Source organism: uncultured Fibrella sp. (genome assembly GCF_964250085.1).
Lineage (GTDB): Bacteria > Bacteroidota > Bacteroidia > Cytophagales > Spirosomataceae > Fibrella.
Genome location: NZ_CAXUEC010000003.1, coordinates 528,458 through 548,355 on the forward strand (window position 1 = coordinate 528,458; position 19,898 = coordinate 548,355).

Sequence of the window (19,898 nt, forward strand, 5' to 3'; positions counted from 1 at the left end):
CGCTCACTCTTGTAGAATGGAGATTGACAAAGTTAAACAGCTACGTTGTTTTCGCGTAGTGCTTCGTTGAGCGACGTTTTCAAATCTGTTGACGCCTTACGCTGACCAATGATTAGGGCGCAGGGTACCTGGAAGCTTCCGGCTGGAAACTCTTTTGTATAACTGCCTGGAATGACAACGGAGTTAGCTGGTACGAATCCTTTGTATTCAACTGGTTTTTCGCCAGTGACGTCTATCACTTTAGATGACCCGGTGATGGTAACACCAGCACCCAGAACGGCCCTGCTCCCGATGCGGGCGCCTTCTACAACAATGCACCGCGACCCAATAAAGGCACCATCTCCAATGATTACCGGGGCTGCCTGTGGCGGCTCGAGTACCCCTCCTATTCCGACGCCTCCACTTAGGTGAACGTCGTTTCCTATCTGTGCGCAACTGCCTACCGTAGCCCAGGTATCAATCATGGTACGCTCACCAACATAAGCTCCAATATTAACGTATGAGGGCATGAGAATGGCACCCGGTGCCAGGTAGGCCCCGTGGCGTACCGTGGCCGGAGGAACAACCCGTACGCCTTTTTCCGCGAAGTCAGATTTTAGCGGAATTTTATCGTTGTAGGAAAAGATACCGACCTCTTCCGGTTTCATGGTCTGACTGATGAAGTAGAGGAGTATCGCTTTCTTGACCCACTCGTTAACCTGCCATTCCTCTCCTTCCTTGCCATCTACTGGCTCAGCTACACGAATTTTCCCATCGTTCAATTCCTGTATTACATTGTCAACAATGGCTTTGTAAGTGGGGTTGGATAATAAAGAACGATCTGTCCAAGCCTCAAGAATTTGTGTTATTTTGTTACTCATAATAGAAAGTAATACTTCATTAATGTGGTGTTAACTGACTGATAAACAGCGTATTTAAGTTGAATCAATTTTGAATGAGCAAATAATATTTTGTCATAAAAATTGAGGACCTACTAATCAAAGTCAAATCTATTAGAGATGCGCAATCAGTAGGTTTGGATTCGGTTGTAAATATAAGGGCATTCGATTTGTATACTTTGTCTTTACCATATGAACCTCTTAAAAGCCCTCACTTAATTACGAAGCTAACTCTGGTTACGGGTATGCATCTCATCTGGACCTGTAGTTGGGGCTATATGTTTACATATATATGAGGAGTCATTATAGTTAATCGATATGCTGTATATGTGTTGGTCTTGCTCTGTCTTTCTGGAATTTTGGTTGACGTGTATAACCTGGAACTGGCGTAAGTGATAATAGGTGTTAGACAATTAGGTAAGAGTAATTCTATGATTCACTTATTTACGTTGGTATTTAACTTTGGAAGTCAAATATGCTTTCAATAAATGTGTAAGTAGGGTTTAATCATTTCGTAGGCTGCTCAGATGGACATTTGTCCTATGGTGTATTCCATTTTCCCATAAACGGAACGAATGTTCATCTAAATAAGCCCAAACTAGCTAAGTTGATAACTGGGTGATTTCTTTACTTTTTTTGTATTGTTATGCCACCCTTTTATTAAAGGCCCTTATCATGATATCCTTATTTTGTTAGCAGTATTAATGAATAGTAATCTAAAAGTATCTATAGTTCTAAACAGACAGGGGCAATACGATCTTAGCAGATCAAGTTAGCAACAAAGGCATTAGTAATATTAGCAATTCAATAGTAAATTTATTAGCAAATGTCAATTATTACTATTATTTATAGTTAATCAGCTAAAATTTAGCGAAATAATTAGCTTGTTTAGGGTAAATTTATTAGTAAATAGTCGTTTTTGCTAAATTCTGTTGCTATTATACTACTGCTGTACTAATATATTTGCTAAAATCAAGTCTTTTTGCTAAATATCTGTCAATGTCATGTACCTCCCCTATATTTGGGCTGTTAACCAAACCTGTTTGCATAACGAATGGCAACCATTAAAGTAGCTATCAATGGATTTGGACGCATTGGCCGTCTATCGTTCCGTCGATTATTGGAAAAGGAAAACATTGAGATTGTTGCAATAAACGACCTCACTGATAATGCCACACTAGCACATCTGCTAAAATATGATTCTGTTCATGGTCGTTTCCCCGGACAAGTAAGCGCAGATGCAGACAGCATCACAGTAAACGGTAAGCGGATTAATGCTTATGCGGAACGTGATCCTAAATTATTACCCTGGAAAAGCCTCGGCGTAGACGTCGTTCTTGAGTCAACAGGACGGTTTGTCGATGAGGCGGGCGCAGGTCAGCATCTACAGGCGGGAGCCAAAAAAGTAGTTATCTCAGCACCGGCTAAAGGCAATATTCCAACAGTCGTACTAGGTGTAAACGACAACACACTAACGGGCAGCGAGACAATTATCTCAAACGCATCCTGCACAACGAACTGTCTGGCTCCAATGGCTAAAGTACTTGACGATAACTTCGGTATCGAAAAAGGCTTTATGACAACCATTCACGCCTACACGGCTGACCAAAACCTGCATGATGCCCCTCACTCCGACCTTCGTCGGGCACGGGCCGCTGCTTTATCAATCGTTCCGACATCAACGGGCGCTGCTAAAGCGGTTGGTTTAGTATTACCTCATCTGAAAGGAAAACTTGATGGAAACGCCATGCGTGTTCCTACACCAGACGGCTCTATCACCGATCTGTCAGTTATCCTGAAACGTGAGGCTACCGCTGAAGAAATCAACGCGGTCATGAAACAGGCATCGGAAACAACGATGAAAGGCATTCTGGAATTTGCTACCGATGAACTGGTATCAGTAGATATTATTGGTAACCCTCACTCCTGCGTATTCGACTCAAAGCTGACCACATCAATGGGAAACTTTGCTAAGGTCGTTGGTTGGTACGACAATGAGTACGGGTATTCTAGTCGGGTAGCCGATCTTATGGAGCGGTTATTTAACTAAGCATTCCAGAATAACTCCCAAAAAGCGGGCTGGGTAAAGAGATAACTTCTTTACTTAGCCCGCTTTTTGACTTTGCAGGTAGTTGATCGAAAAGCCCTTCGCAAAGAACATCCCTTCATATTTTGTCTTGATGCCAAGGTGAATGTCATTCAGAGCAGATTGATAAAGATCAGTCGTCGAGGCTAGTATAATAAATCCATTCTGGGGAAGAGTACTTAAGCTATACTCGAAGAAGGGAGAATGATCTGTTTTGAGGTGCAGCAATCCGTCTGGTTTCAGAATAGACCGGTAGAGAGCCAGAAATGATGCGTAAGTAAGGCGATGCTTTTCCTGCTTGTCGCGAGGCTGGGGGTCAGGAAACGTGATCCATATTTCGTCTACTTCATGCTCACCAAAGAACTCAAGCAGGTACTGAACATCGGTACGCAGAAACGCAACGTTGGCCAGGTTTGCATCAAGAGCTGCCTGAGACCCTCGCGCAATACGATCCCCTTTTATATCAATCCCAATAAAATTTCGCTCAGGATACGCCTGGGCTAGTCCCACTGTATATTCTCCTTTGCCACAGCCTAGCTCAAGCACAATTGGGTTCGTGTTCTTGAAATAATCACTGAGCCAATGCCCTTTGATGGTCGAATAAATGGGCTTCCCCCGTTCGATGACATTATCGGCTTCGCGATTTTGCTCAAAACGGTACATTTTCCGGCGTCTTGCCATGCTACTTATAAAGAATTTACTTCGGCCACCACATAGGTGCTACCGGTGATAAGAATAAAATCGTCGGGGTCAGCCTCCTGACTGGCCGCCGCCAAAGCAAGATTGACATCTGCATAACCGACTCCGGCCAGACCCACCGAACCAGCCAGGCTCACTAATTCGTCAACAGGCAGTGCCCTGGGCGAATCGGCCTGACAAAAGTAATAGATCGCGTTCGTCGGTAATAAGGCTAAGACAGCCAATACATCTTTATCGCGCACGAAACCGATCACCAGACGAAGTGCCCGGTGCGGAATTGTCTGGACTGTGGCCAATAGTGCCTCAATACCTGGTTTATTATGCGCCGTATCGGCTATAACGATTGGCCGTTGCTGTAGCCATTGAAATCGACCTTTCAACCCCGTCTGGGCGGTTACCAATCGACACCCGTCAACCAGCGCCTTCTGGTGCACCGGGTAGGCCGATTGTATTACCTCAACCGTAGCAAGTACCGTCTTTAGATTCGCGAGTTGATAAAGACCTGTCAATGGTAAGTCAACTGTAACTGGCTGTTCATCAGTATGAAGGTGATAACACAGCACTTTCCTAACACCGTTAGCTAACCCGCTGTCGGCTAAATGCCATTGCTGATCAGCGAAGACAATGGGTGACTGGTTGGCTTCGGCTATAGCCGTAAATACCGGACTTGTTTCGGACTGGCTTTCGCCGATAACGACAGGTACGTTCGGCTTGATAATTCCCGATTTTTCCGCCGCGATTTTAGGTAATGTATCGCCCAGCACCTCCACATGATCCCACCCAATGTTGGTGATTACACTAGCCATCGGCGTAATGATATTGGTCGAGTCAAGCCTCCCTCCCAACCCAACTTCCACAATAGCCAGGTCAACCTGCTCACGGGCAAAGAAATCAAACGCCATCGCTACGGTCACTTCAAAGAAAGAGGGCTCGATGGTTTCGATGAGCGGGCGATGATTCCGAACAAACTGAGCCACATCAGCCTCTGGTATAGGAAGTCCACCAAGCCGAATACGCTCGGTAAACGATTTTAGATGAGGTGAGGTATATAACCCAACCCGGTAACCAGCCAATTGGTAGATGCTCGCCAACAAATGCGATGTACTACCCTTGCCGTTGGTACCGGCCACGTGAATGCTTCGAAACTGATGCTGCGGGTTACCCAGCGCTTCGCAGAGAGCCAGCACATTGGTCAGGCCGGGCTTATAAGCAGAAACGCCCACCCGGTGAAATACGGGCAGGCGATCATATAAATACGAGATAGCCTCGTTGTAAGTCATACGCTAGTTGGCACTAATGGATATCGTCAACGTACCTACCGCCAGTTCTGACGGCGTTACGGAGCCTTTAGGCCGCAATTTAAACCGCATTACCTGACGACGGTAAAAACTTTCGACCGATGGGCTTACAGTTTGCTGCATGGGCCGGGCCGACACGATGTTTCCGTCACTATCAACACGAATCTGGTAGATGATTTTGCCTCCTTCATCCGAGTCATCTTTATCCAGTTTATTATTCCCAAACGACCAGCCCGAGACGTTCAGCGCAACACCACTCTTGCTACCACCGGGCTTTCCGTAAAACTCTTTGGCATTGATGTTCCCATCTGGATTGCCCTTATCGCCTACCCCCGACTTGTCATCGCCATTGTTGTTGCCTCCCGTTCCGGCTGCCCGACCGTTAGTGCCGTTGGAGCCTGCTGCGCCTGAGGACCGTTTATACAAGGCACTAGGATCGACTGTCTCTACCTTTTTTACCGGTTCGGCTCTGGGCGGAGCCGGTGTCGATTTAGGCGAGGTTGCTTCCGGGCGTTTGGTTTCGGGCCGTTCGGGCACACTAACGGGGCTCTCCGTCCGGCTGGCGATGATTGGCTTTTCCGCGGGCGATTTACTGGTTTTCGTTTCTTCCGTCCGCGTTGTTGGGGCCACGGGGGTACGTTCTACCCGGGGCGTAGTCGTCACCTTTGGGTTCGGTCTATCTTCTGATTTCTTAACGTTCTCGGCCCGCGGCGAGGGATTAGGCTTATTGTAGGTCTGAACAGAACCACTCCCCACATCAGATGTACCGAAGTTCACCTCAACATATTCCACGGGTGGTGGATTTGGGGTGGAACTTGACAGGGTCACCAGAAACAGGATAATCAGTATACCCACCATAGCTGCTGTTGCCGAGGCAAAAGCAACGGTGCGGGCTTCAGTTTCGTTTTCGTACGCAATACGCATAAGTGAGCGTCGGTCAGGTGAACCGATTTATTCCCTAACGAGTAGCCAGGGCCTTTCGTTATACTGTTCAGGTACAAACATAAAAAAAGGCGACTGGATGGCCGCCTTTTTTTGCTCTTGAGGAAGGTTCACTGATTAATTACGCATGATCCAGGGGGTAATGCCTGTTAATGAGTTAAGCGAATCAATACCCGCTTCGGCTTCTGTCAGGGTGTGTGCACCAATGGCCGCTACTTTAATGAGCCCCTTTCCCTGGAGAATGTAGGCATCTGAATAGCCGGCTTTCACCAGGCGTTTCTTGAAACGAACGGCGTTGATCCGACTGGCGAAGCTACCGGCGATAACGGTGAAATTCGTTTTCGCCTCAGGAGCCGTTTCTACCCCCGGCGCAGGTACGTTGGTTGACCCGGCAACCAATGATTTACGGGCGTCTACTTTTGCGGCTGTAGCCACTTCTTTTACTGAAGCGACGGGGATAGAAGCCTCAGCTTCAGTCGTAGCCACGGAAACAACTACTGGTTTCTCGGCGGTCTTGGTTGGTTCAACGGCTGGTTTAGGCGCTGATACCGTCGACTCAGTTCTTAAAAAATCGGGTAGCCGGAGCAACGAAGCAGGGTTCAGACTACTTTGAAGCGGATCGCCGGGGCGAATTACCGAGAAGTAGCTGATGAAGCCTAACGAACCAACCAGCAGGGCCGCCGCTGCCCAGCGCCATACCTGACCCGACCGCCGGGGCGGCATGGATAACACCTGCCCTTCCTCAACGTCGACCGTTGTGGCCAGCGCAGCCGTTTGTACAGACGCAACCGCAGGCAGATGACGTACCTGCGGCACCGGCAACTGTTTCACAACTGGTACAGGCTGAGCCAGGTGAACCACCTTGTTGGCGAGCATGACGGGCTGCATGCCATAGGCATTGCCCAGGAAGTTATGACGAAGTTCAGGCTCAAACTGAAGGCTTTCTTCAGCATTGTATGAAAATAGACCCAGTCCATCGATGGAGAAACTCCCCCTTTCCCTGGCCTGCTGCTTCAGCGTTGTTACAAACGAGTTGATGCCCCGCAAGGCCTCATCACGGGTAATGCGTTCGTGCAGCATCACGTAATTCAGCAGAATGCCATCGTCGAGCATCAGGGCTTCGTTGAAGGCAACTTTACGACGGGGTGGCAAAAACTGACCGGTTGCTTCATTGAAGGAAGCCGACACCGAATGCGTCAGAAAAGCGCCTAGTGTAGGCACCACGATACAATCGTATTGGTACAGCAGTTTCTTCAGGTAATCACCGATGGGTTGCATAGGCTAAAAGGGCTAATTCAGAAGGAGTATGAAATTCCTCCGAGAAAGTTAAGACCCTGCACCCGATAATACAAATACCGCTGGTAGGTTTGCCCGAAGATATTATTTAACGAGACAAAGGCAGACACCTGTTTACCAAGGAAATAGTCGATTTTAAGGTTCAGATCATAGATCGCGGGCAACTGCACCGTTTCATTGGTACTAAAGTTTTTGTTCCGTATCCCGGTGTTGACGTACAGGTCGGAGGTGACGAACAACTTTTTGTTGAGGGTGTAACTGTTGAGCCATTGCACGGTGGCGCGGGGTCGGCCCCAGGCGTCGTCGAGCCGGTCGAGATCATACCGGAACACATCCGCTTTGAGCGTAGACGTAAAGCGATCGTTGAGCGAATAACCAATCTGACCGGATAGGGTCAGCACGTGGGCGATCCCCCCATCATACAGGGCGAAGAACTTCGACGTGTCGGGCCAGGTGTTGTTGATGCCGTAAAAATTTCGATAGCGGGCATACGACACCTTTCCTTCATAGTTGAAGCCATTGCCCAACTGCCCTTTCGAGCCACCGTACAGATCATACGACTTAATGGTGTTTGCCAGCAACACGTTGGGAGCCAGCCAGCGGTTTTCGCTCAGCAGACTCCGCAGTGTATTCCGAACAATATCCCCATCGATCCCGGCAAAAAAGTGAATATTCCCCGTCGGCACTACATCGACGTTGGCCACCGGGAAAGCCAGTGTATTGTTGATGCCCAGCCGCTTGTCTGTCTCGTTCACTGCATTCAGCGCCAGGGTCACCGTCAGGTTGGGCGATGAATACCGGAAGGCCGGACGAAGCCGGAACAGGTTGCGGTTATCCACTTCCTGGTCGCTGCGCTGGGTGATGTACGCGTCAGCATTCACCAATGCGATAACCTTGTCGGTGATCGCCAGTGATGTTTGCAGGGTAGTAGCCCAGTCTGTTTCCGAGGCGCGGTAGGCATCTTTCAGGGTAGTCAGGCTCGTTTTCAGGGCATAATCAAGCGTTTGGTCTTTGCCGTTATTTTCGATGCCCAGATTGACCCGGAAGGTGCTGAGCTGTTGACGCAGCGAATCACGATCAGGTACTACCCGGTTGCCATCCAGATAGTGCGGCCGGTAACCGTAGAAGTAGTACCGCTCCTGCTCGAACCCAAGACCACCCGTCAGCTTGAACAGATCGGTATTGTAGGTGCCTTTCAGATCGATCCGGGTTTCACGCTGAGCCGAATTGGCTCCGTCGACGGGTCCGATACCAGAACCCAAATGGCGGACCGACGCTTCAACGCCTAATCCGCTCTCGGTAGTCAGGCCGTAAAAACCTTCTCCGTAGAACGTATTGTAGTTACCGGCTCCCAGTTTTACGTAGTTGGTAAAAGCGGGCGGAGTCTCTGCCTTCGTGGCGTTCAGGGGTAATACCGTTGGCTGGATGCGGGGATCGCCGATGGTCAGTTTGCGATCCTGAAACTCGTAGGTCAGCTTCTTGGTATCTGTGTTGGCTTTCGGCGACGGAATCTTGTTCTGAATCCGGTCAGCGGGGGGCAATTCGATACGGCGGCTCTTTTCAACCGTGATCTCCTGATTATCAATTTTTCCGGGCTGTTGCGCCTGTGCCACCGTGCCCATACAGGACAGGGTCAACACACTCAGAAACAGCGGTTTGTAGGTACGTGACATAGGGCTATTTCGTCTCAATGGCGGCTAATTTGGTTTTGGCTTCGGCCACAATCTCGGCTTCGGCAGCATTTTCGATGATCGAATTAAGGACCCCTTTTGCCTGTAGTAAATCACCTTGAGCAATATTATTGTCGGCAACCAACAAAAAGGCTTTTCCTTTCCAGTACTCGAACCCGTCGAACTGCTCATTGAAACGCAGCAGCGTTGCAATCGACTCTTTGTATTTCTTCTGCCGATACTGCGCATCGCCAATGAGGTAATTGGCCTCGGCCCCGCTCACGTCTTTGGCCAGGGCGATCGTTTTCTCGAAATCAGCCACCGCCGTTTTGTAGTCGGCTTTCGACAGCGCCACTTTACCCAGCATCAACTGCGCCCGGTTCTGAGCCCCCGGCACAATATTACCCGCCGAAACGATCTGCCGGGCCAATACGCCCGCCGAATCGATCTTGTACGTATAGTACGTGTCCATCAAACCAAGCTGCGCCGTAATCTGATCGGTGCGTTCGTTGGAACGCGACAGCACATACTGGTAGTTTTTGATGGCCCCAGGGTAATTTTTCTGGCGACGCTCCAGCTCGGCGGCGCGACTGGCTGCTTTTACGGCAAACGTCGATTTACCTTCCTGGATCAACTGGCCGTAGAGACGAAGAGCTGCCGGTACGTCGCCGGTCTTGGCATATACATCAGCCCCGTAATAGCGGGCTTCGTTCCGGTTCGGGCTGTTCGGGTATTCCTGCGAGAAGGCTTTGAACGCCGCCAGCGCCTGCGGATACTTCTCGGCGAAATACAGCGACTTGGCGTTCTCAAACTCGGCCTTCTCTACATCCGTAGACCCCGGATTACTCCGCTTGTATTTACCCAGCACATCTGAAAACTCGTCGGTCCGATTGGCATCGTCCAGAGTGTTCTGAAGGCCCAGCAACGCACTTTGTGCCTGGGGCGTATTGCCGTACTCATCCAGAATACGCTTGTAATCGGCTACGGCCGGATCATACTGCTGCTGGTTAGCGTAGGCAACGGCCCGTTTCAATAGCGCCGCTGGAATCAGGTAGCTGTTGGGTTTCGCGGTGATCAGCTTTGAATAGCCCGTTACAGCCGCCGCAAAATTACCTTTCTCGAAATCAACGTTAGCCGTCTGGAACTGCGCGTCATCGGCATACCGCGACGATGGGTTACGCTGCACCTGGTCGAACAACGCTTTGGCCTCCGTTTCACGACCCACGTAGGTCAGGATAATTCCTTTCTGATACGTCGCGTAATCGGAATCGGCCCGGCCGGTGGCAATGGCCTGGTCGTAGGCTTTCATGGCCTCGTTGTATTGCTTGGTGGCCAGTAAACAGTCGGCCGACCGGATGTAGGCATCGCCAACCGTCGGGTCATCACTACCCGCCGATACTTTGATGAAATCGCGGAAGAATGACAACGCCCTGGTGTAGTCTTTCTGGTTGTAATACGCATAACCCAGACCGTACAGGCTCTTGGCCCCATACTCGCCACCACGTACCTGGGTGTAGAGCGGGATGGCTTCGGCCCATTTCTTCTGCGCCGATAACGCTTCGGCTTTCCAGAACGTGGCGTTTGTTTTCAACTCTGCGTCGCCGGAAACGGTGAGCGATTTATTGAAATTGACCAGCGCCGCCGGATAGCGTTCCGCGTTGTAATCGGCCACCGCCTGGTTATACGTCAGTCGCTGGTACGTTGCGTTGATGCGGGCGGTGCGATTCTTCAGTTTTTCGATATACGCAATCGCCGCCGGGTAATTGTTCGACGCCAGGTACGCCTCGCCAACCAGTTCGTTCGCTTCATTCTCGAATCGGCTGTCGGGGTACTTCTTAATGAAGTCGTTCAGTTCGGTGATCGCCTCCGAGCCCCGTTTCTGATCGAGTTGCAGTTTAGCGTGCGTAAACCGGGCCTCTTCCTGAATCGACGGGTTGAACGTCAGCCGCCCGGCCTGATCGAAAGCCGTCAGGGCATACGATGGATTATCTGTTTGCAGGTAGCTGATACCCAGCGTGTAGGCCGCATACTGGGCGGTCGTATCCTTACCCGACGCAACCGGTTTGAGCTGCGTAATGGCATCGGGATAGTTCCCGGTTTTATACAGCGACTGCCCATAGCGGTATTTCACCGCCGCCGGAGCCGCCGCGCCTTTGGCCGTCAGGTATCGTTTATAGGCTGGAATAGCCTGCGCGTATTGCCCCTGCCGGTAGTAGACTTCGGCCGTAAAGAGCGCCACCTCGGCCAAGGCCGGGCCGGTGTTCCGTTTCAGCAGCGGTTCAGTGTAGGCCGTTAGTTCGTCGTAACGTCCCTGTTTGTAATAGGCCTGCGCCAGCCAGTTCGGCACCTCACTCTGGTAGGTCGGGTTACTTTCGATGCGCCGGAAATCGCTGATGGCTTCGTTGTACTGCCCATTGCGGAAGTTGATCACCCCGGCATAATACGAAGCCGCCGCCGCATTGACGTAATCAGGATCGGTTTTTATCGCATTCAGCAACGGCAACGCCTTCGCCAGATCCTGCGTGTTGTAATAGGCCAGCGCCAGGTTGAACTGGTAATCGCGCTGCTTGCCAGCCGAATTCGACTGGTTGACGGCCTTTCCCAGGTACGTTATCGCGTTGGTATAATCTTCCCGGCTGACGTAATACAGCCCCAGATCGCCGTATAACTGACCGGCTTTGGGGTGTTCGCTATGATTCCGCACAAACCGGTCGACCAGGGCTTCGGCCCCCGGTTCGTCGGCGTACAGGCTGGCCAGCGCCATGTAATACTCGGCCGACACGGCATTGGGATCACTGGCGGGTGACCCGGCTGCGGGCGTACCCGATGTGTTGAGCAACGGGCGTCGCTGGCTGAGATACCGCTCAAATTCCGAGCGGGCAGCCGCGTAGTTGCTTCGTTCAAAAAGTTCAACCCCATTGCGGTAGTGCAGATCGGGTTCAGTGTAGGTTAACGTTCGTTGAGCCAGTAGGGCCGGAGTCATCAATGACCCCGCAACCACACAGACGGCCCCCCAAACGCGGGGAGATGCTGGATGCATAGAACCGATTAACGGTTGTGTAATGAAGAGAAAGGGTTGTAGTTTAGCTGACCAAACCGGATTCACTTCGCCGGTGTAGCCAAATAAACGTACCCATACTACGATTGTTTCAACGAATGTACTGGTCTTTCCGTATGAAAAAACGCTTGCTCGTTCTGTTTTTACTGCTGACTCAACGAACCCTATGCACTGGACTGTTGGCTCTTCCCTCCCCTCCCGCTTCGCCATTCCGTTCAGCAAACAACCCGACCGGCGATGACCCCACTGAAGCCGCCGCCGCCCGAATTAGCTATACGCTGTCGATGCCGCAGCCACAAACACACTATTTTGAGGTGGATATGCGCCTCCAGAATGCCGCTGCCGCCACCAACGCCCGTAAAAATGGCTATATAGACCTGAAAATGCCCGTCTGGACGCCCGGTTCCTACCTGATCCGCGAGTATGCCAAGAACGTGGAAGGCTTCACAGCCACAGCCGGAGGGCAGCCGGTCCGGTCGGATAAGATCAATAAGAACACCTGGCGGGTGTATACCAATGCCGACGATGTACAGGTTCATTACCGGGTATATTCGTTCGAATTCAGCGTTCGAAACAGCTACCTCGACGATCAGCACGGCTACCTGAACGGGGCCAGCATGTTCCTCTACAACGATGCGCTGAAGAACCAGCCGCTGACGGTGCAGATCAATCCGTTCACGGGCTGGAAAAAAGTAGCTACGGGCATGAAAGCGGTCACAGGAACGCCTTTCACCTATGAAGCGCCCAACTACGATATCCTGGTCGATTCACCCATCGAGATTGGCAACCACACCGCCCTTTCCTTTACGGTCGCCAACCCCGCCAATCCGGCGCAGGCTATCCCGCATACGGTGGCGATGTTTGCCAATGGCCCACTCGACTACAATGCCGAGAAACTGACCGCCGATTACAAGCGGATCTGCGAAACGGCGGCAACGGTAGTAGGTGAACACCCCTGCACCGACTACACGTTCCTGGTGCACCATACCAGTCAGCCCGGCGGTGGCCTTGAGCACCTGAACTCGACCACCTTACAAACGACCCTCAACGCCTACGCGACCGAGCGTAGCTACAAAGGATTTCTGACGCTGGTGGCCCACGAATATTTCCATCTCTGGAACGTGAAGCGGATTCGGCCAATCGCCCTCGGCCCGTTCGATTACGAAACAGAAAATTACACCCACATGCTCTGGTTGTCAGAGGGTTGCACGTCTTTCTACGAAGATTATATTCTTCGCCGGGCCGGTTTTCATACGCCGGAAGAGTACCTTAAGATTGTGGCCGGCGACATCACCGGCATCGAAAATCAGCCGGGCAACCAGGTGCAGTCGGCCGCCGAAGCAAGCTGGGATGCGTGGATAAAAAATTACCGGCCCAACGAAAACTCGGCCAATAGCACCATCTCCTATTACTCGAAAGGATCGGTGCTGGGTACGTTGCTGAACCTCGCCATTCTATCGGGCAGCAACGGGCAGCGGTCGATGGATGACCTGCTGCGGCTGTTATACAACGACTACTACAAAAAGCAGAAACGTGGCTTTACCGACGATGAATTTCGCCGGGCTGCCGAGCAGATGGCCGGTACATCGCTCGCCAGCTTCTTCGATAAAGGCGTCAACGGCACCGGCACGATCGACTACGATACGTACTTTGCGCCGGTGGGGCTACGCCTCGTCAATACCGGCCCACCCTCGACCGACGGGTACTTCGGCGCATCCGTAGCTCCTTCGTTCAACCCGTCGGCAGCGCGGCAGGTGATCGCGTCTGTCCGTCGCGGAAGCCCTGCCGAACAGGCTGGGGTCAACGTTGGCGATATCATTTTATCCATCGACGGCAACCGACTGACAGACGAGTTATCGAAGCAACTGGCAGGTAAAAAACCCGGCGAAACGGTCCGTCTTTCGATCAATCGGGGTGGTCAGCCACGCGAACTGTCGGTTCAGTTAGGCACCAATCCGCTCGTCTCCTACCGACTGGAAGCCCTCCCCAACGTTTCTGACAAACAGAAATCCCTGTACAGCAAGTGGCTGTACATTAAGTAAGGAAACCTGGTCCGCTCGGCTACAGAACGTACCTGTGCCCAACTGACCATTGTTTTATTGATACGTGTTCATCGCTTCCGTCCAGTCCTGATCCATTTGCTGGAAACGGGTCAGCACGGAGGCGATAAACGAATCCGTCAACAGCGACTCCACGTCATCGGGGCCGGTCACATCGAACTCAGCTACTTTGTAGGTCTGTTCGTAGGGACCGGCCTCTATTTTTACGATGTATTTGCTGTTCCAGGCGAACAGACTGATTTTCAACTGAGCGTGACTGATGTCTTTTATGTACCGCATAAACGAGGTAGAAAGTAGATACCGGGCTACGGTATTACCCGAAAACCCTTACAAAAAATAACCGGGTACTAACCGGTTTAATTCGGCGATCAACTACGTTTTCAACCGTTGAATCGCCTATTTTTGGCAGATGGTTCTGGTAAAACTGATCATCCCAACTGTTACTGAACACATTGACATGGACTGCATAGGTATCTGATTATCGAACTACCTGCCCAATGACACCCGCCTCATCAGCCAATAACCAGTTTAACCCCTTCTTCGAGACGGCACCACAGAGTGGCAAAATGGCCTTTCGGGCAAGGTACGGGTCTGATGGTTATCCCATTGATTATCAACTCGTTGGTATAACCGGTTCGCCGCCTGAAAACCTGGCCCTGGCTGATGGCGAGCTACTCGAACCGCTTCTCCGTCGACTAGTTACTCCAGAAGACTGGCTGTTTCTACGCAAACAGTTCAGCCTGGTCATCGACTGTAACAGAGCTGTTCGATGTAGTATCGACTGTATTTTCTCGCCAACTGGACCGCCCGATAAATTCGATTTCCTGGTATCGAAAACAGACACGGGCGTGTTGGTTCACTTCACGAAAATTACGTCACCGGTCGAGTTTACGCAGTCACCAGCCTGGCAACATCAACTGATCGACACGGTTTTTAAGGGAACCGAATCGGCTAGGCGGGATAATAATGAATCCCAGCAACACCTTGTCTTACAGCAGGTTCTGGAGCATACACAGGCGGGATTGGTTTTTGCCCGGCCAATCCGCGATTCGCAGCAGCAGATCATCGATTTCCAGTACCTGCTGACAAACGCGTATAACGCCCGCATCACCGGCCGATCGGTAGCCGAGATGACGGGGGCGCTGGTGAGTAGCCTTTTTCCTGGCTGGCAGCAGTCCGATTTGTTTTGCCGCTACGTGGCGGTGGTAGAAACGGGGCAGTCGCAGCATGTCACGTTTCCGTACGAGGCCTTTGGGATGAAAGGCTGGTTCGACGGAACATTCTGTTGCATCGATGGCTGTATCCTGTATACCTACACCGATGTAACGCCGCTGAAAGAAGCAGAAATGGCGCAGCAACAGCATGCTGCCCTGCTGGAACAGGTCATGAATACAACGCCGGCCTCTATCGTGGTGCACCAGAGCATTCGGAATGAGCAGGGCGACATCATCGATTTCAGAATGGTCCAACTCAATCAGGTGGCGGCCGATCTGCTTAAACACCCCATCGACGCGATTCAGCACCGGCGAATCTCCAAATTTTTTCCCGGCCTGTTGAACACGCCGTTGTTCGAGCAGTATAAACAGGTGGTGGAAACCGGACAACCCGCCCGCCTCGATGTGCCCTGGGGGAAACGCTGGTACGATTTTTCGGTAGCCCGGTTTGGCGATGGCATCGTAGTGGCTGTTCAGGATAATACCGACAAACGTACCTACCGCCATCAGCTCGAACAGGCAAACCGGGACCTCAAACACTCAAACGAAAGTCTTGAATCATTCGCCTACATCGCCTCCCACGATCTGCAGGAACCGCTTCGGAAACTAAGCTCGTTCGCGGCCATTCTACACGGTCAGTACGCCGGGCAGTTCAACGCCGACGCAACGGAGATTATCGGTATCATCAACTCGTCTGCCGTCCGAATGCGGCTCCTGATCCAGGATATCCTGTCCTATGCCCGGATTGGCACGCAGCGGGAAGCCTATAAACCCATTAACCTGACAACCCTGATCGGCGAATTACAAACCGATGAACTCTGGTCAGGAATTTACCAGACCAAGGCAACGATAAGCCTGAACGGTCTGCCCACGATCCTGGCCAATCCTACCCAGATGCGTCAGCTATTCCAGAATCTGCTGTCAAACGCCATTAAGTTCTGTCCTAAAAACGTTTCCCCCGTCATTTCGGTCACCTGTCGGGAGGTCAGCCCGAAGGATATACCGCCTGGCGTACAGTTACCAGGTGCCGCCGATGCACCAGAATCGGGCTATGCGCTAGTCCATGAAATCAGCATAACCGACAACGGCATCGGGTTCGACGAGGCATACATCGACCGGATTTTTCAGGTTTTTCAACGATTGAACGGCCGGAATCGTTACGAAGGCTCTGGCATCGGGCTCGCTATCTGCTACAAAATTACCGAACAACACGGTGGTGCCATTTCCGCCAGCAGTAAACCCGGTTTGGGCAGCACGTTCCGGGTATATTTGCCCGTTCGTTCAATCTAGTAGCCCGATTTATGAAACCACGCTGGTATTTTCTGCTTAGTATAGTCAATGTCTCTTTATTCTTTGCAGCCTGCTCCTCGTCGGATACCGACGAAGCCGCCCAGTTTTTTCTGCGGGGAAATGTTCAGCTTCAGAAACGGGAATACAAAGAAGCCATTCGTTTTTACACCGAAGCCATCGACAAAAAAGCGGACTTTGCGGATGCCTACAGCAACCGGGGACTGGCTAAATTCCGGGATGGGGAGATCGAAGCAGCACTGGCCGACTACAACAAAGCCATCGACACAGATGCCGATTTTGGCACCGCTTATGTCAACCGCGCGGATACGTACCTGGCCCTCGGCAAGGCCCAAAACGCCCTCACGGATCTGTTGCACATTCAGAAAACCTACCAGGATTCTACCTTTTACCAGAGCCGACTGGGCGAAGCATACGCCGGCCTGGGCAACGTACCTATGGCCCAGGCAGCGTTTGACAAAGCCATCTTTCTGGACGCCCGGAATGTAGAAGCCCTCACCAACCGGGCCGCCCTCGCCTTTGCCCAGAAGCAATACCCCTCCGCCCGCGCCGATATCGACAAGGCGCTGTCTATCAATCCAAACCAGCCCGAAGCCCTGAACAACAAGGCGTTACTACTGGCTCAGGAGAAAAAATATGCCGATGCCGTCCCCATTGTCGATAAAGCCCTGGGCCAGAAGCCGAATCAGCCGTTCTATCTGAACAATAAGGGTTTCCTGCTCCTGATGCTCAACCGCGACAGCGAGGCGCTACCATTGCTGCGCGAAAGTATCCGGTTGAACGGACAAAATGCCTGGGCGCACCGAAATCTGGGCATTTACTGGGTACGACAGAAAAAAGCAACCGACGCCCTGACCGCCTTAAAACAGGCTGAAGCAATTGACCCCTCTGTCGATAACCTCTATGCCTGGCTGGGTCAGGCTCACCAACTGGCGGGCAACAAAACGGCCGCCTGCGAAGCCTGGAGCCGGGGTAAACTGGCCAACGATGCCGAAGCCACCGCACTGCTGACGACAAACTGCCGGTAAATCGTGGAGTCAATATGCGCCAAAAGCTGTTGACTAGTGTAACGCGGACTTCAGTCCGCATTTTAATAAGTCAACGTGCGGACTGAAGTCCGCGTTACACTAGTAACCAACCCAGTGCTGACCAACGTTCTGCTCCTTACCCCGCCGTTTACCCAGTTGAACACCCCCTATCCGGCCACAGCGTACCTGAAAGGGTATCTTAATACGCTGACCTGGCCCGATGGCGCAGTGCAGGCCCGTCAGGCCGATCTGGGGATGGAGACAATTCTCGCCCTTTTCTCGGCAACGGGGCTGAATAGCGTGTTCTCTGCTGTCGATCAGGCCGTGGCTGCGGGAATAATCGTTTCCGATAACAGCCAGCGAATCAGTCGGTTGCGCGATGCCTACACGGTCACAATCGACCCGACGATCCGGTTTTTACAGCATAAAAACCCAACGCTGGCCCACGCCATTTCGGGACGTACTTACCTGCCCGAAGCCAGTCGTTTTGCCGAAATTGAAGACCTGGAATGGGCGTTTGGCAGCATGGGCCTGCAAGACAAAGCCCGCCACCTGGCTACGCTGTACCTTGAAGACCTGAGCGATTTACTGGTCGAGGTGATCGACCCGCACTTCGGTTTCAGTCGCTACGCCGAGCGGTTGGGGCGTTCGGCTACTCATTTCGATGAACTGAACGCCGCCTTACAACAGCCCGTTTCGTTGATCGGTAGCCTGTTGCTCAGGCAGTTGGACCAGCATATGGCCCACAACGTACCTGATCTGGTTTGCCTGACGGTGCCATTCCCCGGCAATCTGTTTGGGGCACTCTTGTGTGGGCAGCATATCAAACGGCACTATCCCGGCGTTCGGGTGGTACTCGGTGGCGGCTACGCCAATACCGAGCTTCGGAGCCTGGCCGAGCCCCGTTTGTTCGGCTACGTCGACTTCGTCAGCCTCGACGATGGCGAGGCCCCGCTACGCTCTTTGATCGAGTACGTGCGCGGCAACCGGCCACAAAACGGGTTGAAACGCACGTTCCTGCTCAACGCCGACGGACGGGTTATATACGCCAATGGAGCCAGTGAAAAAGACGTACCCCAGCGCGACGTTGGCACACCCGATTACAGCGACCTGGCCCTGGATACGTACCTGTCGGTTATTGAAGTAGCCAACCCGATGCACCGGCTCTGGAGCGATGGCCGCTGGAACAAGCTGACACTGGCCCACGGCTGCTACTGGGGCAAATGCTCGTTCTGTGACATTTCCCTCGATTATATCGCTCGTTATGAACCGGTTACGGCCAATCTACTCTGCGATCGGATTGAGGAGTTGATTGCCCAGACCGGGCAGCATGGCTTTCATTTTGTCGATGAAGCGGCCCCACCCGCCCTGATGCGCGACCTGGCCCTGGAAATCGTCCGCCGCCGCCTCACCATCGTCTGGTGGACGAATATCCGCTTCGAGTCGGCTTTCACCGCCGATCTGTGCCAGTTGCTGAAACTGTCGGGCTGCATTGCTGTTTCCGGTGGCCTGGAGGTAGCCTCCGACCGCCTGCTAGCCCGCATGCAAAAGGGGGTAACGGTGGCGCAGGTAGCCCGCGTAGCCGATCATTTCACCCAGGCCGGGATCATGGTACACGCCTACCTGATGTACGGTTTCCCTACGCAAACCGCCCAGGAAACCATCGACTCCCTCGAAATAGTCAGGCAGTTATTTGCGGCTGGCGTGGTACAATCCGGTTTCTGGCACCGGTTTGCCATGACCGCCCATTCGCCCGTTGGCCTGCAACCTGCACAGTTCGACGTGCAACGCGTTGGCCCGGTCATGGGTCCGTTTGCCGATAATGACCTCGACCACGACGATCCGCTGGGCGCTGATCATGAGCAGTTTAGCGAAGGACTCCGCAAATCGCTGTTCAATTTCATGCACGGCATCGGGCTGGATTTTCCGCTCAAAAAATGGTTTTCCTTTCCGGTGCCACCCACCTCGATTCCCCGCGCTTACATTAAACGAGCCATTGCCGAACCCGACGTACCCAAACCTCGCGCCAACGCGCTGCTGATCTGGCCGGGCTACGCACCCAGCCTCGAGCATGTTCAGATGAAGCAGGGAAAGCGCGTCATTGAACGGGCCGAGTGGCAGGTTTCCCGCCAACAGGATGATATCGTCATCGACATGCCCGTTGATCTGGGCGATTGGCTGACGGAGATGTGGCCGAAGCTGAGCACGCAGGCACCGGCCCCATTGACGTATCGACAGTTTCAGACGGAGTTTGAACAGGCCGGTTTGGGGAGCATCGATAAGCTGTTACTGTCCGAAACCTGGGCCGATTGGAAAGAAGCAGGTTTGCTGATGGTTTAATTTTTGCATCTTTCAAACCTC

The 19,898-nt window shown here is 52.3% G+C and carries 13 protein-coding genes; 5 read left to right on the forward strand and 8 right to left on the reverse strand.

All coding sequences use genetic code 11. The annotated features are described in order from the left end of the window. Positions 1 to 32: 32 nt before the first annotated feature. Positions 33 to 860, reverse strand: coding sequence for a 2,3,4,5-tetrahydropyridine-2,6-dicarboxylate N-succinyltransferase (locus ACFE8Q_RS11705; RefSeq protein ID WP_375445576.1), 828 nt, complete (start codon positions 858 to 860; stop codon positions 33 to 35). A gap of 1,072 nt (positions 861 to 1,932) precedes the next feature. Between ACFE8Q_RS11705 and gap the strand changes: the two genes are divergently transcribed. Next, positions 1,933 to 2,928, forward strand: a complete 996-nt coding sequence (gene gap, locus ACFE8Q_RS11710) for a type I glyceraldehyde-3-phosphate dehydrogenase (protein ID WP_375445577.1) — start codon at positions 1,933 to 1,935, stop codon at positions 2,926 to 2,928. A 54-nt stretch (positions 2,929 to 2,982) separates the two neighbouring features. On the opposite strand, the gene trmB is transcribed toward gap, so the two are convergent. The 6 genes from trmB to ACFE8Q_RS11740 all read right to left on the reverse strand — a co-directional run bounded on the left by trmB (position 2,983) and on the right by ACFE8Q_RS11740 (position 11,909). Then, positions 2,983 to 3,645 carry a tRNA (guanosine(46)-N7)-methyltransferase TrmB gene (trmB, locus tag ACFE8Q_RS11715; RefSeq protein ID WP_375445578.1) on the reverse strand — a complete coding sequence of 221 codons (663 nt, stop codon included), beginning with the start codon at positions 3,643 to 3,645 and terminating at the stop codon, positions 2,983 to 2,985. 5 nt (positions 3,646 to 3,650) lie between these two features. Then, positions 3,651 to 4,943 carry a bifunctional folylpolyglutamate synthase/dihydrofolate synthase gene (locus ACFE8Q_RS11720; protein ID WP_375445579.1) on the reverse strand — a complete coding sequence of 431 codons (1,293 nt, stop codon included), beginning with the start codon at positions 4,941 to 4,943 and terminating at the stop codon, positions 3,651 to 3,653. A 3-nt stretch (positions 4,944 to 4,946) separates the two neighbouring features. Further along, a complete protein-coding gene (locus ACFE8Q_RS11725) occupies positions 4,947 to 5,885 on the reverse strand; it encodes a hypothetical protein (RefSeq protein ID WP_375445580.1) in 939 nt (312 codons plus the stop codon). A gap of 135 nt (positions 5,886 to 6,020) precedes the next feature. Next, positions 6,021 to 7,181, reverse strand: coding sequence for an SPOR domain-containing protein (locus tag ACFE8Q_RS11730; RefSeq protein ID WP_375445581.1), 1,161 nt, complete (start codon positions 7,179 to 7,181; stop codon positions 6,021 to 6,023). A gap of 17 nt (positions 7,182 to 7,198) precedes the next feature. Continuing rightward, entirely contained in the window at positions 7,199 to 8,872 is a 1,674-nt protein-coding gene (locus ACFE8Q_RS11735) for a TonB-dependent receptor (protein WP_375445582.1), read from the reverse strand. 4 nt (positions 8,873 to 8,876) lie between these two features. Beyond that, positions 8,877 to 11,909 (reverse strand): tetratricopeptide repeat protein, encoded by a 3,033-nt coding sequence (locus tag ACFE8Q_RS11740; protein ID WP_375445583.1) that lies wholly within the window; start codon positions 11,907 to 11,909, stop codon positions 8,877 to 8,879. Positions 11,910 to 12,043: 134 nt separating this feature from the next. On the opposite strand from ACFE8Q_RS11740, the gene ACFE8Q_RS11745 reads away from it, so the two are divergent. Then, complete coding sequence (locus ACFE8Q_RS11745; RefSeq protein WP_375445584.1) at positions 12,044 to 13,969, forward strand: M61 family metallopeptidase; 1,926 nt, start codon at positions 12,044 to 12,046, stop codon at positions 13,967 to 13,969. Between the two features lie 54 nt (positions 13,970 to 14,023). On the opposite strand, the gene ACFE8Q_RS11750 is transcribed toward ACFE8Q_RS11745, so the two are convergent. Further along, complete coding sequence (locus ACFE8Q_RS11750) at positions 14,024 to 14,266, reverse strand: hypothetical protein (protein WP_375445585.1); 243 nt, start codon at positions 14,264 to 14,266, stop codon at positions 14,024 to 14,026. 218 nt (positions 14,267 to 14,484) lie between these two features. Between ACFE8Q_RS11750 and ACFE8Q_RS11755 the strand changes: the two genes are divergently transcribed. The 3 genes from ACFE8Q_RS11755 to ACFE8Q_RS11765 all read left to right on the forward strand — a co-directional run bounded on the left by ACFE8Q_RS11755 (position 14,485) and on the right by ACFE8Q_RS11765 (position 19,877). Further along, on the forward strand, positions 14,485 to 16,491 hold the full coding sequence (locus ACFE8Q_RS11755) for an ATP-binding protein (RefSeq protein WP_375445586.1): 2,007 nt from the start codon (positions 14,485 to 14,487) through the stop codon (positions 16,489 to 16,491). Between the two features lie 11 nt (positions 16,492 to 16,502). Further along, positions 16,503 to 17,537 carry a tetratricopeptide repeat protein gene (locus ACFE8Q_RS11760; RefSeq protein ID WP_375445587.1) on the forward strand — a complete coding sequence of 345 codons (1,035 nt, stop codon included), beginning with the start codon at positions 16,503 to 16,505 and terminating at the stop codon, positions 17,535 to 17,537. Between the two features lie 114 nt (positions 17,538 to 17,651). After that, positions 17,652 to 19,877 (forward strand): B12-binding domain-containing radical SAM protein, encoded by a 2,226-nt coding sequence (locus tag ACFE8Q_RS11765; protein ID WP_375445588.1) that lies wholly within the window; start codon positions 17,652 to 17,654, stop codon positions 19,875 to 19,877. The last annotated feature ends 21 nt before the right edge of the window (positions 19,878 to 19,898 follow it).

Coding starts and splice junctions, on each gene's coding strand:
- ACFE8Q_RS11705 (WP_375445576.1), bottom strand. CDS start 860: ATGAGTAACAAAATAACACAAATTCTTGAGGCTTGGACAGATCGTTCT.
- gap (WP_375445577.1), top strand. CDS start 1,933: ATGGCAACCATTAAAGTAGCTATCAATGGATTTGGACGCATTGGCCGT.
- trmB (WP_375445578.1), bottom strand. CDS start 3,645: ATGGCAAGACGCCGGAAAATGTACCGTTTTGAGCAAAATCGCGAAGCC.
- ACFE8Q_RS11720 (WP_375445579.1), bottom strand. CDS start 4,943: ATGACTTACAACGAGGCTATCTCGTATTTATATGATCGCCTGCCCGTA.
- ACFE8Q_RS11725 (WP_375445580.1), bottom strand. CDS start 5,885: ATGCGTATTGCGTACGAAAACGAAACTGAAGCCCGCACCGTTGCTTTT.
- ACFE8Q_RS11730 (WP_375445581.1), bottom strand. CDS start 7,181: ATGCAACCCATCGGTGATTACCTGAAGAAACTGCTGTACCAATACGAT.
- ACFE8Q_RS11735 (WP_375445582.1), bottom strand. CDS start 8,872: ATGTCACGTACCTACAAACCGCTGTTTCTGAGTGTGTTGACCCTGTCC.
- ACFE8Q_RS11740 (WP_375445583.1), bottom strand. CDS start 11,909: ATGCATCCAGCATCTCCCCGCGTTTGGGGGGCCGTCTGTGTGGTTGCG.
- ACFE8Q_RS11745 (WP_375445584.1), top strand. CDS start 12,044: ATGAAAAAACGCTTGCTCGTTCTGTTTTTACTGCTGACTCAACGAACC.
- ACFE8Q_RS11750 (WP_375445585.1), bottom strand. CDS start 14,266: ATGCGGTACATAAAAGACATCAGTCACGCTCAGTTGAAAATCAGTCTG.
- ACFE8Q_RS11755 (WP_375445586.1), top strand. CDS start 14,485: ATGACACCCGCCTCATCAGCCAATAACCAGTTTAACCCCTTCTTCGAG.
- ACFE8Q_RS11760 (WP_375445587.1), top strand. CDS start 16,503: ATGAAACCACGCTGGTATTTTCTGCTTAGTATAGTCAATGTCTCTTTA.